Origin of the sequence: Lysinibacillus piscis (assembly GCF_026012395.1) — a bacterium.
Classification (GTDB): Bacteria; Bacillota; Bacilli; order Bacillales_A; family Planococcaceae; genus Lysinibacillus; species Lysinibacillus piscis.
The window spans coordinates 933955-947644 of sequence record NZ_BRZA01000002.1; the positions used below are offsets into that span (position 1 = coordinate 933955).

The following is a 13690-nucleotide window of genomic DNA, read 5'->3' on the forward strand; positions in this document are numbered from 1 at the left end:
AAATCAATGAAAATCCCTCCAAAAGAGATGTTTAATGCACATTTGCTGTTTTTTGTCATGCACGGCGCTCAAATTGGTGTGGGTGTTCAAGGGTTTCAGCGAATTATTTATCAAGATGCCCATCAAGATGCTTGGATTTCGGTTCTACTGGCAGGTATAGCCACACATATTGTGACCTTTTTTATGATTAGAACATTAGAAATGTATGGCTCGAATGACCTTTATGGTATTCATCAAGACATTTTTGGACGATGGATTGGTAATGTGTTCAATGTGATCTATGTGCTTTACTGTTTCATCGCTTTTTTTTCGGTGTTACGTAATTATATTGAGGTAATTCAAGCATGGATTTTTCCAAATATAGGCGAATGGTTTTTAGCATCGACGTTGTTACTTATTATTATTTATGCCTTCACGGCTGGGCTTCGTGTGATGGTGGGCGTGTCCTTTTTTAGTGTAATTTTATCCTTATGGCTTGTGCTAATGCTAGGTTTCCCATTAAAATTTGCCTCAGTCAATAATTTACTTCCCATTTTAGAAACCGATTTTCGCTCGATTTTAAAGGGTGCACACTCCATGACCTTTACGATTATTGGCTTTGAAATATTAATGGTGATTTACCCATTTGTTCAAGATAAAAAACAAGTGAGTAAATATGCACATTTAAGTCTACTTGCTACCACCACCATTTATGTAGCAGTAATGGTCGTTTCCCTAATGTATTATAGTGGTGGAGAAATACAAAGAACGGTATGGGCTACATTGACCTTATTTAGTTTTATAAGCTTCCCTTTTATTGAGCGATTTGAATTTATAGTTGTTTGTTTTTGGATGCTCATTATTATACCAAATCTTTGTCTTTACGCATGGGCGGCTTATCGTGGAACGATTCGATTAATCAACATTAGCAGCACAAAATTTATTTGGCTATTTGCGCTCCTTATTTTTCTTGGCACACTGGTGGTTCAAACACGATTCCAAATTAATGGAATGGACACGAAATTATCAAGAGCAGCTTTTTATATCGTCTTTCTATACCCTATTTTGCTATGGCTTATCGTTATCATGAGAAAGAAGGTGATGATGAAAAAATGAAGAAATGGCTATGGTGTATGATATTGTTGGTACTCCTGTTATATGGCTGCGCACAGACCAATATTTTAGAGCGGATTGGGCTTACAACATTGATAGGTTATGATGTGGGGAAGGAAAAAAAGATGCAGACGACTGCCGTAATTCGTGAGGTCAATCCTGAATTTCAAAGTAAAGTGGATGTGATAACCACAGAGGACAATACAAGCAAAGGTAATCGAATGGAAGTCAATAGAAGGGTATCTAAAAAAGTCATGATTGGGCAAATGCGGGTAATTTTATTTGGAGAAGCATTGGCAGAGGAAGGGCTTCACTACTATATTGACGCTAGCTTAGAAAATGCCAGTGTCAACAATGGTGTTTATACGGCTATTGTGAAGGATCAAGTAGCCCCTTTATTAGAATATGATTATCAAAATATTGAGGATATTGGGCAGCATATTTATCGCCTGCTTGAACAAAATATCCAACAAGAATATATGATTTCGAGCATGCTGCATGAAGTGGGACGTGATTATTATGCTGTTGGACGAGATATGGCCATGCCCATTATTGAAAAAGAAGAAGAACTGATTAAATTAAGTGGTATCGCTTTGTTTAAAGATGGCAAAATGGTAAGTACCCTCCCACCTCCTGATAGCTTTTATGTGAAAGTTATTCGAGATACATTTAAATCAGGTATATATGAAACGACGCTACAGTCAGAGGATCTTCCATCTATATTACAAAAAAAAACAGATGATACAATGACTGTTGCCTTTGATGCCATTCGTTCAAAACGCACTATGACATTAGTGGATGCGAAAAATCCTGAATTTGACTTAACAATCAAACTTAAGGCAAGGGTATTAGAGGTGTCACCTAGCTTTGACCAAAGCCATCGAAAAAGTGTAGAAGCATTGGAGAAGGCGATTCAGCATAAATTGACGAAAGAATTAGCTAGAGTTATCGCCCATAGCCAAAAGGTAGAGTCGGATGTCTTTGGTTTTGGGGAAGAATATCGAAGCCATGTTAGACATGCTGAGTTAACGAAGGAAAAATGGCATAGCCTGTATAAAAATATGAAGGTCAATATCCATGTGGATTTTGTGATTTTACGAAATGGTGTGTTTGAATAGACATTGGATGACCTGTCATTGTTGTTAGGAAATAGCGGAAGAATTTTTCGTAATAAATATCAAATGCGATTCGATGGGTTTTCACATCTGGTTGTTGTTTTTCATAGTGACTTGTTTCTGCAATACTTTGCCCTCTTGTGGGTCCCTCCAACATATCCACAATGGTGACAGGATAGGATTTAAATAGTAATATATCAGGATAAAGCGTTGCCATCAGTGTGAGAACATCATGAACGGGGCTACCGACTAGAGAGGGGTCACGTTCTTGATAAAAGCGTGTATAGTAGTCCATTAATGGTTTTAAGATTTTGGTTTTTCCAAAAGAATCAATATAGTTAACCATACTGGGTGTAACAATGGCCTTTTGTGTGGCATTTAAAGGAATAATAGTAACATTATTTGCATATGTAAGAACAATATTTACGGCAATTGGGTCACCATAAAAATTGGCTTCTGCTACGCTTGTTACATTACCAGGCATCCAAAATGCTCCACCCATAATATAATATTCCTTGATATTTTTCATTAAGTCATTGTAGAGGATAAACATGGTAGCTAACGAGGTAAGACGTCCAATATTGACAATAATCAATTCATCCTTATAGCGTTCAATAATTTTCACGATTTCGAAAAAATTTTCAATCGTCACTTCATGCTCCTTATTTGGGATAATAGGCCCGAGTCCCCGTTCACCATGAATTTCTGGATAATAAGTAGGCTGTTCTCCTGTTAAAGGTACTTCAGCTCCTAAAATAACCGGAATGCCCTTTGGAAAATCAAATAACCTCATCACATAATAAATATTAGCAACAGCATCTTCTCTTGAGACATTGCCGTAATCTGCTACTAACCCAACAATTTCGATTGTTGGGTGAAGCCTTGCATAAATTAAGGCAATCGTATCATCAATGCCAATATCTCCGAACAATAGTACCTTTTTTGTCAATTGTCTCCCCCCTGTCATTATAGTACGGAGAAAACCTTAAAGACGATACAAAAAAATGTTATAAAGAAGATGTGCTTTTCTTTACAACATTGTGATGATGTTATGATTCTAGCTTCTCATAATCAAGCACTAACCATTCAAACCAAACAATTATTTTCTTAACCAAAAACTGAAAACAAAGAAAGGATAGCACGACAGATAGCGCACTCACGATAAATAATAGTTGGTAACTAGTATAGTTCGAAATCCAGCCAAATAACATTGCCCCTAAGCCGATACCGAGGTCTGTTGCGGTAGAAAAGGAAGCGTTTGCCATCCCAACACGATTTGGTGGGACAAGACGTATGATGGCAGCTTGCATAGCTGGTTGAGCAGAACCGAAGCCAATGCCATACAAAATCGCTGCAATGACTAAACTGACGCTTCCACTGGCTACGCTTGATATGAACGACTTCTGGCGAAAAGTCGTTAAATAATAATGAAGTTTGTTTGTAACAGGTTATTCGGCTTTGCTTGCAAATTGAACTGTGATAAACGTTACATTCCCCGTTAGCAATTTATAGCGCTAAGGGGGGCGTCATTCGTTAAAAGATGTTAAAAATACTTTCCCTTTGCCACTTCGCATCGTTTCTACCATCTGAACTGCTTCTTTGATTTCAGTGAGTTTATACTGATGAGCTGGTGGCATCAGTGTGAGTTGGTTCGTCTGTAGCACTGCAATCAGTTGCTGGAAAGTCGCTTGCCAATGTGTGGTAGAAACCTTGCTATTCCAATGGCGTAAATGAAATAAATTGGCTTTGACCTGTGCTTTATTGGCAATCGCTTCCCAATCGACTTGGATACCTGATAGTAAACCAATGGTTAAAAATTGACCAGATGGGCGCACAGAAAATGCTAGCTCTGTACCCGCATGACCGCCTATCGAATCAATCGCTGCATTTGCGCCTTGTCCATTCGTGATGGCTAGCACGGTTTGGCGTAAATGATCATCAGCCGTAATAACATGCGCTGCCCCTAATGCTAGTAGTTCTTGTGTATATGTAATATTTCTTGTCACAGCAATTAAACGGAAACCCAGTACTTTCGCTAATTGAGCAAAAATACGCCCAATCGCAGAGCTACACGCATTGACGACTAATGTATCAGTTGGCTTCAGCTTTAATACTTCCGTACAAATCACCCATGCTGTTACAGGATTGATATAGAGTTGAGCTGCTGTCAAATCATCTATCGTTGATGGAAGTAAAATAGCTAAATTAGCTGGTGCTTTCACATATTCTTGCCATGTCCCTTCGCCTCTTAACGGCAGTACACGTTGCCCAATAAAATGAGAAGAAACAGCCGCACCCACTGCCTCCACAATTCCAACTCCTTCATAGCCAGGAATGGTTGGAAGAGCAATTCGATGGGCATAAGACCCGCGGATTGGGATTAAATCAGAGGGGTTAATCGGTCTTGCCAACATACGCACCAATATTTCATGGGGCTGTGGTGGCTGAATGGTTGTTTCCACTAGTTGTAACACTTCTTGTGGGGAGCCAAATTCATAAAATTGTAGACATTTTGCTTGCACAAACCATCAACTCCTTCCTTACTTTATCATACCATGAAAAAAGACATTGCGATGGATGGCAATGTCTTTTATGTTTATTAATTAGTAAGCTGCTACTTTTTTAACATCGTATATATTTACGTTTAAAACCAACTCGCCCTTTTTCCACATCTTTTGAATCATTTCATAAGCATAGAGGATACTTGGCTTTTTATTCGCTCGTTCCATCTCAACTGGTCCAATTGCCTTTGCTGTTGCTTTGTCATGAAGCGGCACATAGGAGATGCCAACTGTGTAGAGGAAATTATTCATTGATGTCTTTGTACGCGAAGGTGCATCATGTATCGTATTTTGTACCAAGTCCAACATCGTTGCCAGATTACTTTCTGAAAACTCATGGTCTTTGCGACTACCTAAAAGCCAACAATAACAACTCCACCTCCTTATAAAATGACCACTCTAGTTATTTTTAATATACCTAACAATGTTTTAACTAAATAGTATAGAACGCCTTCTTGCTGTCTATTCTAAAAACAAAGCTGGCAATGAAGGGGGTCAACCATTCCATGATTTTTAAACGATTATTAGATAAACAACAATCCTCACCACCAATGGAAGCTCCATCAACAAATGTTGAACCAATTGCCAATACCGCCCAATTATTTATTCAAGCCATTCAAGCAGCAACACATTATCCAGATGATTTAATTGTCAAATCTCTCTCGCCTAATCTAACATTACTGCATAGTAATCATTTGATAAAAATATTACCAAACCTCTAGAATGTCGTATAAAATATTTGCACTTAGTATATTTACAAATGAAAATAAGAAGAGTAAAATAGCTTCGGTAATTAAGAAAATAAATGTCAAATCTCCGCAGTAGCGCGAGAACGGAGGAACCAAATTTTGGGGTTAATTCTGCATTTGTAGAAGGGATGATATAACTCTTTCGCCATCCTACCCGTCAGCTAACTTCGTCGACAAAAGCGAAGGAGGTCATCCTAAAGACCACCTAATTTTGGTATTGCTTATTGTTCCTTAACAATAGCAATGCTTATTTTAGTGGTTTTTTTATTTTTAATACGCGAAATGGGAAAATCGTCGAGAAAATTATCAAATCAACAGAGACAATGTATATGAGTAAATGCACTTTACTTCATGCTAGGGAGAACATTATGAAAAATCTTAAAAAAAGCCATAATCCATCCAAAATTTTGGTTATAGGGTTTGCTACATTTATTCTAATAGGAACCTTTTTATTGACATTACCTATTGCCACAGAAAGTGATGAGAGCCTACCATTTTTAGATGCATTATTTACAGCTACTTCCGCTATGTGTGTTACAGGACTTGTTGTTGTAGATACGGGAGATACCTTTTCTACATTTGGGGAGATAGTGATTTTAACACTCATTCAACTAGGTGGATTAGGTTTTATGACCTTTGCCACATTTTTCTTTACAGTGTTAGGGAAAAAAATCTCTTTAAAAGACAGGTTGTTACTTAAAGAGGCATTCAATGCTAGTTCGACAGAAAATATAGCTATATTAGTAAAGCGTATCTTGATTTTTACAGCTTTAACAGAATCGATGGGTGCTATTATTTTAGCTATTCGCTTCTCTTTTGATATGCCTGTAAAACAAGCTATTTATTATGGTATTTTTCATGCTATTTCAATGTTTAATAATGCAGGGTTTGATATAATGGGCGAATTCAAAAGTCTTACATTGTATGCTGACGACCCTACAGTTGTATTGACTGTTTGTACACTTATCTTATTAGGTGGATTAGGTTTTATTGTTATTAATGAATTGTATGAGTATCGTCAAATAAAAAGGCTATCTGTTCACGCAAAAATTGTATTAAGTACCACACTTATTCTGGTAGTTGGCGCAGCCATTTTCATATTCTTATTTGAATATGGAAATGACAAAACATTAGGACCTCTCTCTCCTGTTGGAAAAATTCTCGGTGCATTGTTTCATAGTGTATCACCAAGAACAGCGGGAGCTAATACGTTAGCAATGGGTGATTTGACGCATGCAACTTTATTTTTAACGATTTTCCTTATGTTTATCGGAGGTGGCTCTGGTTCAACTGCTGGTGGCATTAAGCTCTCTACTTTCGCTGTTTTAATGGTAACTGCCTTTTCACAACTACAGGGAAAAGAAGATGTAGTGATATTTAGACATCGTATTGTAGTAGGAACGATATTAAAAGCATTAACAGTTGTCATGAGTGGATTAATGATTGTGGTGACGGTTACTTTTTTACTTAGTATTACAGAGCATGGTCATGCCTTTATCATGTATTTATTCGAGGCAACATCAGCTTTTGGAACAGTTGGTCTTTCAATGGGCTTAACGCCTGAGCTTTCACCTATAGGTCGCATATTTATCATTGTTACCATGTTTATAGGAAGATTGGGACCATTAACCCTTGGATTTGCTATTTCACAAAAGCGAAGAAAGGAAGCTTTCCAGCGTCCAAAGGGTAACATCATGATTGGTTAATTTGTAAAGTAGGAGTGGAGACAGAATGGCTATAAAACAATATGCTGTTATTGGTTTAGGAAGATTTGGCACAAGTATAGCAAGAAGATTATATGAAGCAGGACAAGAAGTGTTGGGTATAGATATTAATGAAGAAAGTGTTGAAGATGCAGAGCCTTATGTAACGCATGGAGCAATTGCAGATTCTACGGAAGAAAAAGCGTTGACTGCGTTGGGGATTAAAAATTTTGATTGTGTGATTGTTGCGATTGGTGATGATCTTCAGGCAAGCATACTAACAGTCATGTTGCTAAAAAATCTTGGTATTAAAAAAGTTATTGCAAAAGCTATGAGTAAGAGACATGGGCAAGTATTAGAAGCTATTGGTACAAATTGGATTATTTATCCCGAAAGAGATATGGGAGAACGAGTGGCTAACCAATTGCTTTCTCCTAATGTGCTGGATTATATCAAATTATCCAAGGATTATAATATTGAAGAAATTATGGTTCCTACAAAAATGGTTGGCAAAAACCTTAGAGATTTAAATATTCGAGCAAAATACAATGTAAGTATTATTGCCCTTATTAGAAATAGTGAAATCATTGTTTCCCCCTCTCCAGAAGAATTATTACAAAATGAAGATTTATTAATTACAATCGGAAACCGAGATGACTTAGCTAAATTTTCGGGGTTAGAATAAGTTATAACATGCAAGAATTTTTATATAGCGAACAGGAAGTCATTTATAGCATCAAAGCGTAAACTGAAAAAAGTCGGATTCTGTATGTAAAGAAATCCGACTTTTTTTAAAGTGCAATTATACATGATCCATATCTCCATTCTTGATTATCAAGAGATATGTAAACAATATTGTTTATTGTAGATAAAAAATCATTAATCATTTTCTCACCCTGTATGGTCTTAGAAAATCCTGTACTACCATCAACAATTACTACATTTCTCTCCTTTGTGCTGAAATCAATCGTTAAATGAATGTTTTCAAATAATGGCTTGTCCAATGTATCAAAACCAAAAGTGACATGTTGAATTTCAATCGACATAAATCATTACCTCCAATTTGATTGTGTAGATGATTTATGTATACGCATGGCCAAATAAAAAACCTCCTGAAAAAAGCTTCAGAAGGATTAGAAGTCGTCATAAAATAAGCCTGATAAAAGATTTACTTAATAAAGTGAACCTTAATCAGTTTTACCAAGCTATTAAACGGGATAAATGGACAGACTAATCCTATTTTAAATGAAAATGCATATACATTTTACGTGTAAAATAGAATTATTTGCTCATGTACCATCCATCATCCCTTCAAATATATTACAATTATTATAGCTGTTGTTGCAGGCATTTTCAATGATGAATTTAGTTGTCCGTTTCTACAAATAACTGCTCACCTGTTTTGGCATCGAGCATCACTTCCACTTCTTTTTGTGCATCTTCAAATTGCACACTATAGACAACTGTACCATTCTCTGTTTCTAAGCTCCAACCAGTAGCCGTTAAGTCATTCACTTCCGTTGCTTGTGCTGCCTTTGCTAAAGCATCCTTCACCGTTATATAATCAGCTAATACAAGCTCTTGATATTGCTCATTTGGCTCACGCTTTTCTTCTTCCTGATGTGCAACCTCATTCGATTCATTGATATGCACTGTATATTCGCTCGTCTCATCAAAGCCATCGATACTATACATGAGCTTTGACTTTTCTTCACTTAACTCAATAGAAGATAGCTTGGCATTGCTATAGGTATGATGAAACGTTTCCACTGCCTCTTCCAGTGAGACAGTAGCTGTTGAAACATCTAATTGTTCCTCTTTATTGCCACAAGCTGCTAAACTTAGTGCTACCATTGTTACTATAGCAAGTGTTCGTCTTTTTTTCATATAAAACACGCTCCTTTTAACATCTTACATGTTTACGTTTAAAACCAATTCGCCCTTTTTCAATATCCTTTTGAATATTCTCATAGGCGTATAGTACACCAGGCTTTTTCTTCTCTCGTTTCATTTCGACTGGTCCGATAGTCTTTGCTGTTTCGAGTGCTTTTTCATGAAGTGGCAAATAAGATACCCCGACTGTATAGAGAAAATTATTCATCGCTGCCTTTGTTCGCTCTGGTGCCTCATGAATCGTATTTTTCACTATTTCCAGCATGTCCGCCATTTTATTTTCTGAAAATTCATGGTCTTGACGATTCCCTAAAAGCCAGCAATAACAGCTCCAGCCTGCTGACATTCTAAGCTCATCTCCACTGGCAATCCATGTATCTGCTACCTCTTGTGCAATGTCGGCTTCAGCTAATGTCACAGCAACAACATAGTCGGACAGCATATAAAAATAAGCTGCATCTAGCCAACGATCAAAATCGGCTAATGTCATTGCTTTTGGGTCTGCAATAATGCCTGCAAAATACATAGCGTCATAATTTCCTGTAGCATAAAGCTCCTCTGCCAAAGCTTGATTGATTTTAATTTTCTTCACCATGGGCTTCATTGCTCCTGTTGCTACACCGAAAAGTGGCTCATGTGCACCATTGGACAGATAGATTTTTTTCGTTCGTTCTTTGCCTAATGCTTCAAGCTCCTGCATAACCATTTCTGCATTCATTATTTAACACGTCCTTTTTAAATAAGTTCTAGAGGTAAAAACGCATAATCACCATCTCTTACAATCTCACCTTGTCGAACGGAAATCGTCTGTTTGAAAAGTGGTCCATCCAGCACGGTTGTATGGAATTCTCCACCCTCGCCACATGGGTCAATACCACGTGCTTCAAGCTCTTTAACATAATCATACGTGAGGATTCGACCTAAATCCTCCTCCCGCATACCGAGTGCTAGATTAACTGTGACAAGCATTGTCGTAAAGCCAAGTGCTATAAATTCCTCAACAGCCTCAAGGTGGTCCATTTCCCATAATGGCATCCCTAGTTGTAAATCAACCTTTTTCGTCACTGCATCATGCCAACAGCCGTGCGCTGGCATATCTAAATCACCTGTCACTAATACTTCCGCACCTTGTTGTTTTGCTTGCTCTAAAAGCCCAATAAAAACTTCCTCATAATTTTCCCAGCTAGAAGCGGCTGTATAGACAGGCAAACCAATCGCTTGTGCTTGCGCGTGAATCAGCACTGGTGGCATTCCATGGGAGCGAGAACGTTTGCCTTCCTCCTCCAGCATGACAAGCAAGCCAAGTGCCTCACCTACTTGCATCGCTTTATAGAGTGCTAGTACACTGTCCTTGCCACCGCTAAAAGAAGCGATAAATCGTTTACCCTCTGCACCATTTTTCCAATTCATCGTCTATCACTCCTTTCACTATATTGTAGCACCATACAAAAAGCCCAGTCCATTTCAATGAATTCAATGGCTGGGCTTGTTAATAAAATTGTGTGGCGGCAAGCATTTACACACCTACTTCTTTGGCTCTCATATTGTAAGCAAAAAGCTGCTGCTGGGATAGCTGTAATACATAAAATCGAAATGAAATTGGCTCTAATCCATAACGCTCACACATTTCACAATAAAACTCATAGCCTTCACGATACTTTGACATCAGTCATTCCTCCTTATCAAGCTGTTTTATAACAGATTGTTTTATTTTTATATAATATATAACAGTTAGTTTATTTCGTCAAGTAGTTGTAAACAAAAAAGCCTGCGATAGCCGCAAGCTTTTACTTCCTCTAATATACTTGATTAGCTTGAAAATGAGCTTTCTTTGCATCTTTTGATACTGTGCCAGATTTATTCATTACTTAATATGTAAACTTCTTTCCCATCACATTTCTACTTAATTAACTATTCTTGCAACCGATTAAATGGATTATTTTCTAGTACTTGTTGCAACTCTTCGTTTTCAATATGCGTGTAAATCTGTGTTGTAGCAACGCTGGAATGTCCAAGAATATGCTGTAGGCTACGAATATCTGCACCAGCTTTATACATCATCGTTGCGGATGTATGGCGCAGCTTATGTGGTGTTAAACGCTCTTTTTGTAGCCCTGATTGTTGGTTAATTTGCTTAATAATTTTCGCCACTGTTTGACGTGTAAAACGTGTACCTTTTTGGGAAATAAATAATGGCTCCTCGTCAGCTCCTTTAAAAACGGTTGTCTTACTTTCCTTATATGCCTTTAGTGCCTGTAGACAACTATCGTTTAAATAAACGGTGCGTTCCTTATTTCCTTTCCCCACAATGGTTAAATAGCGTCCCTGTATGGAGGATTGATTCAGCTCACACAGCTCTGTGACACGGATACCTAAATTTAAGAAAAACATCGCTATACAGTAGTTACGTGCTGAGGAAATGCCAGTTAAAAATTGCTGTGCCTCCTCCATATTCATATAAATCGGTCGTTTGCGTCCAATTTTCGGCGTTTCTAATTCATCTGCTGGGTTTTCTTCAATTAAACGCCTTTTACCCTTTATATATTTGAAAAATGACTTTAATGTTGCCACCTTGCGTGCTCTTGCAGCCGCAGAATTACCACGTTGCACCTCGCAGTATTCCATAAATAAATATAAGTCCTCTAATACAATAGCTTGAATATCCTCAATCGTGATACTTGAAATATCCATTACTTGTTCAACTGTTCTGTCCTGCTGTATGGCAAGATGGAAGCGAAAAAATAGTGTGAGATCGTATTCATATTCTTTACGTGTGCGCTGTGATTTTCCTTTGATGGTAGTTAAGTAGATAAGGAAATCTCGCATGATTTTTGGCTGTTTCATTTTTTCCATCATATCACCTCTTATTTTCTCTATTTTAGCATAAAAAATGCTCCCAAATATCAATTTGGGAACTTTTTTGGAGAAAAAATGCCCTTTTTCACTACGATGAACATATGTTCGTTTTTGGTGATAAAAAAAACTGACTTTCTATATAGCTAGAAAATCAGTTTTATCAGCGCTCTCGAAAAAATTTTTTATGGGTTATCACTCATCTGGATTCGCCTCACAACACGCAAGGGATAATATGGAATCAACCAACTGTGATACTATATGTACCATCTGCTTGTTTAACGAACGACCAGTTTGTTGACAGCATTTGTTGTATTTGCTGTGCTGTCTCTTCATCACATGTTACATGCTGAACACCCGTGTCTAATACTTGAAAATTCTTACCTTCCTCTAAACCAAAACGAAGGCGCAGTAAATTGCGAAGCCCTGGTAATGTGACATATTTAATACGATAATGCCCATTATACGCATCCAAGAAACTTTGTTCGCTTTCTTGGAAAAGTGCTTGGATTTCCGCAAAATCATCCTCTCCAGCCTTTTCCTGCCAACTAGATACATCCCCTTTACGTAATGCCTTTAGAATTTCTTCTTCTGTATAGCCTAATGTAGATAGCTTGTTTAATTCATATGCTTGCATTAAGTTAATTAATAGCATTGTTCTTCATCTCCTCTATACATTTCATTATAAAAAACACAATGGTGTCTGTCTATCATTGATCTATCAGCCTATCAATAGATGGTTACTTTTTTATTCAAAACGCTCCTGCCTTTCAGCTACCACCCATTTACGCACATAGCCCATTTCTTGCTGAATGTGCTCGATGGTTTTGTCGCTTTGAAAAGCCTTTTGTATCACCGTATAGCGTAAATCAGTGGCACGTACATCTACATGAATATCCTTTGAAATGGTTTGAAAAATGCGTTCTACCGTTTTTGTTGAGATGGGCTTTGTTTGATTTGCCTCGCTCACCCACAGCCACTCCCCTAGCTCTTGTTGATGTAGCTGACTTGTTGCCTCTTTATAATCCTGTAGTATTTGTAAAAAATCAGCGGTCAGCTTGACTTCCCGACGACCATTAGCATTTGCGATATAGATGCTAGAGTCGTTCATATGCCCCCATTTCATCCTTATCAGCTCGGCTGGCTTACATCCTGTCTCCATTAGCATTTGCACAATACAGCCATTGCGCCTTGCTAACCAAGCATGCTCCACTGTTTTCGCATATTGAAAATAAATCGGCCACACATTGGCAATTTGTATGAGCTGCTGCTTTGTTAACAATTTTAAAGTCGCTTTTTGACGTGGTTTTGGCTGCAAAATCAAGGCATAATCAAAAGGCTCCAGCCACTCTCTAAAAAAGATAAAATCCACAAAGCCACGCAACGATGCGATTTTATGATTAAAGGTATTACTATTTGTGTATGTTTCTTTCATATGTTCGCAATAGAGCATTAGTAATGCCTGCAACTGTTTGTCCACGTATATATAATTGTTTTCATGTGCATAGGCTAAAAATTGCTGTCCATCTAGATTATACTGCTTTTTGGTCGCAGCGCTTTTCTTTACAGATTGCAATAAGAGCATATAGCTATCCCATGCTTCTTGTAATGTCACCATAAAAATTTCTCCTTATTGATATGTGTGTGTTGTTTTGTTTTATAGTTATTCAGGGTGCATAGTAATAGGTTTTAATTTATAAACTATAATGTCGGATAATCTGTTA

Annotated in this window: 16 protein-coding genes, 1 pseudogene and 1 riboswitch; of the genes and pseudogenes, 5 read left to right on the top strand and 12 right to left on the bottom strand. The window is 37.5% G+C overall.

From position 1 onward, the window contains the following. Window positions 1-6 precede the first annotated feature (6 nt). Both OPF91_RS11195 and OPF91_RS11200 read left to right on the top strand, forming a co-directional pair. Window positions 7-1095: a GerAB/ArcD/ProY family transporter gene (locus OPF91_RS11195; RefSeq protein ID WP_264988832.1), complete on the top strand. Its 1089-nt coding sequence runs from the start codon at window positions 7-9 to the stop codon at window positions 1093-1095. Continuing rightward, window positions 1092-2210, top strand: a complete 1119-nt coding sequence (locus OPF91_RS11200) for a Ger(x)C family spore germination protein (RefSeq protein WP_264988833.1) — start codon at window positions 1092-1094, stop codon at window positions 2208-2210. Before OPF91_RS11195 ends, OPF91_RS11200 begins: the two co-directional genes overlap by 4 nt. Here OPF91_RS11200 and OPF91_RS11205 read toward each other — a convergent pair. The 4 genes and pseudogenes from OPF91_RS11205 to OPF91_RS11220 form a co-directional block, all read right to left on the bottom strand. After that, complete coding sequence (locus OPF91_RS11205; RefSeq protein WP_264988834.1) at window positions 2161-3156, bottom strand: nucleoside hydrolase; 996 nt, start codon at window positions 3154-3156, stop codon at window positions 2161-2163. The two genes, OPF91_RS11200 and OPF91_RS11205, sit on opposite strands and share 50 nt — an antisense overlap. 100 nt (window positions 3157-3256) lie before the next feature. Beyond that, on the bottom strand, window positions 3257-3601 hold the full coding sequence (locus OPF91_RS11210) for an MFS transporter (protein ID WP_264989150.1): 345 nt from the start codon (window positions 3599-3601) through the stop codon (window positions 3257-3259). Window positions 3602-3733: 132 nt separating this feature from the next. Continuing rightward, on the bottom strand, window positions 3734-4729 hold the full coding sequence (locus OPF91_RS11215; RefSeq protein WP_264988835.1) for a zinc-dependent alcohol dehydrogenase family protein: 996 nt from the start codon (window positions 4727-4729) through the stop codon (window positions 3734-3736). 100 nt (window positions 4730-4829) lie between these two features. Next, a pseudogene (locus tag OPF91_RS11220) lies at window positions 4830-5146 on the bottom strand (DNA alkylation repair protein); the annotation flags it as partial. A gap of 128 nt (window positions 5147-5274) precedes the next feature. On the opposite strand from OPF91_RS11220, the gene OPF91_RS11225 reads away from it, so the two are divergent. The 3 genes from OPF91_RS11225 (at window position 5275) to OPF91_RS11235 (ending at window position 7905) form a co-directional block, all read left to right on the top strand. Next, complete coding sequence (locus tag OPF91_RS11225) at window positions 5275-5490, top strand: hypothetical protein (protein WP_264988836.1); 216 nt, start codon at window positions 5275-5277, stop codon at window positions 5488-5490. A 74-nt stretch (window positions 5491-5564) separates the two neighbouring features. Further along, window positions 5565-5708, top strand: a riboswitch (cyclic di-AMP (ydaO/yuaA leader). A gap of 177 nt (window positions 5709-5885) precedes the next feature. Next, the gene (locus OPF91_RS11230) at window positions 5886-7223 is read left to right on the top strand and encodes a TrkH family potassium uptake protein (RefSeq protein ID WP_264988837.1); all 1338 of its coding nucleotides are present in this window, start codon (window positions 5886-5888) and stop codon (window positions 7221-7223) included. Between the two features lie 25 nt (window positions 7224-7248). Continuing rightward, window positions 7249-7905 (top strand): potassium channel family protein, encoded by a 657-nt coding sequence (locus OPF91_RS11235; protein WP_264988838.1) that lies wholly within the window; start codon window positions 7249-7251, stop codon window positions 7903-7905. Between the two features lie 106 nt (window positions 7906-8011). Here the strand turns inward: OPF91_RS11235 and OPF91_RS11240 are convergent, their stop codons facing one another. From OPF91_RS11240 to OPF91_RS11275, 8 genes are all read right to left on the bottom strand, one after another. Then, window positions 8012-8266: a hypothetical protein gene (locus OPF91_RS11240; RefSeq protein ID WP_264988839.1), complete on the bottom strand. Its 255-nt coding sequence runs from the start codon at window positions 8264-8266 to the stop codon at window positions 8012-8014. Window positions 8267-8585: 319 nt separating this feature from the next. Next, window positions 8586-9107, bottom strand: coding sequence for a PepSY domain-containing protein (locus OPF91_RS11245; protein WP_264988840.1), 522 nt, complete (start codon window positions 9105-9107; stop codon window positions 8586-8588). 16 nt (window positions 9108-9123) lie between these two features. Beyond that, window positions 9124-9831: a DNA alkylation repair protein gene (locus OPF91_RS11250; RefSeq protein ID WP_264988841.1), complete on the bottom strand. Its 708-nt coding sequence runs from the start codon at window positions 9829-9831 to the stop codon at window positions 9124-9126. A gap of 17 nt (window positions 9832-9848) precedes the next feature. Then, complete coding sequence (locus OPF91_RS11255) at window positions 9849-10523, bottom strand: Dph6-related ATP pyrophosphatase (RefSeq protein WP_264988842.1); 675 nt, start codon at window positions 10521-10523, stop codon at window positions 9849-9851. Between the two features lie 106 nt (window positions 10524-10629). Continuing rightward, entirely contained in the window at window positions 10630-10779 is a 150-nt protein-coding gene (locus OPF91_RS11260; protein ID WP_264988843.1) for a transcriptional regulator, read from the bottom strand. Window positions 10780-11024: 245 nt separating this feature from the next. After that, window positions 11025-11966 (bottom strand): tyrosine recombinase XerC, encoded by a 942-nt coding sequence (locus tag OPF91_RS11265; protein ID WP_264988844.1) that lies wholly within the window; start codon window positions 11964-11966, stop codon window positions 11025-11027. Window positions 11967-12207: 241 nt separating this feature from the next. Continuing rightward, window positions 12208-12621 carry a hypothetical protein gene (locus OPF91_RS11270; protein WP_264988845.1) on the bottom strand — a complete coding sequence of 138 codons (414 nt, stop codon included), beginning with the start codon at window positions 12619-12621 and terminating at the stop codon, window positions 12208-12210. Window positions 12622-12714: 93 nt separating this feature from the next. Next, entirely contained in the window at window positions 12715-13584 is an 870-nt protein-coding gene (locus OPF91_RS11275) for a tyrosine-type recombinase/integrase (RefSeq protein WP_264988846.1), read from the bottom strand. Window positions 13585-13690 lie beyond the last annotated feature (106 nt).

What these genes read in the sequence shown, in the direction of transcription:
- OPF91_RS11195 (WP_264988832.1), top strand. Translation starts at nt 7, where the DNA reads ATGAAAATCCCTCCAAAAGAGATGTTTAATGCACATTTGCTGTTTTTT.
- OPF91_RS11200 (WP_264988833.1), top strand. Translation starts at nt 1,092, where the DNA reads ATGAAGAAATGGCTATGGTGTATGATATTGTTGGTACTCCTGTTATAT.
- OPF91_RS11225 (WP_264988836.1), top strand. Translation starts at nt 5,275, where the DNA reads ATGATTTTTAAACGATTATTAGATAAACAACAATCCTCACCACCAATG.
- OPF91_RS11230 (WP_264988837.1), top strand. Translation starts at nt 5,886, where the DNA reads ATGAAAAATCTTAAAAAAAGCCATAATCCATCCAAAATTTTGGTTATA.
- OPF91_RS11235 (WP_264988838.1), top strand. Translation starts at nt 7,249, where the DNA reads ATGGCTATAAAACAATATGCTGTTATTGGTTTAGGAAGATTTGGCACA.
- OPF91_RS11240 (WP_264988839.1), bottom strand. Translation starts at nt 8,266, where the DNA reads ATGTCGATTGAAATTCAACATGTCACTTTTGGTTTTGATACATTGGAC.
- OPF91_RS11245 (WP_264988840.1), bottom strand. Translation starts at nt 9,107, where the DNA reads ATGAAAAAAAGACGAACACTTGCTATAGTAACAATGGTAGCACTAAGT.
- OPF91_RS11250 (WP_264988841.1), bottom strand. Translation starts at nt 9,831, where the DNA reads ATGAATGCAGAAATGGTTATGCAGGAGCTTGAAGCATTAGGCAAAGAA.
- OPF91_RS11255 (WP_264988842.1), bottom strand. Translation starts at nt 10,523, where the DNA reads ATGAATTGGAAAAATGGTGCAGAGGGTAAACGATTTATCGCTTCTTTT.
- OPF91_RS11260 (WP_264988843.1), bottom strand. Translation starts at nt 10,779, where the DNA reads ATGTCAAAGTATCGTGAAGGCTATGAGTTTTATTGTGAAATGTGTGAG.
- OPF91_RS11265 (WP_264988844.1), bottom strand. Translation starts at nt 11,966, where the DNA reads ATGGAAAAAATGAAACAGCCAAAAATCATGCGAGATTTCCTTATCTAC.
- OPF91_RS11270 (WP_264988845.1), bottom strand. Translation starts at nt 12,621, where the DNA reads ATGCTATTAATTAACTTAATGCAAGCATATGAATTAAACAAGCTATCT.
- OPF91_RS11275 (WP_264988846.1), bottom strand. Translation starts at nt 13,584, where the DNA reads ATGGTGACATTACAAGAAGCATGGGATAGCTATATGCTCTTATTGCAA.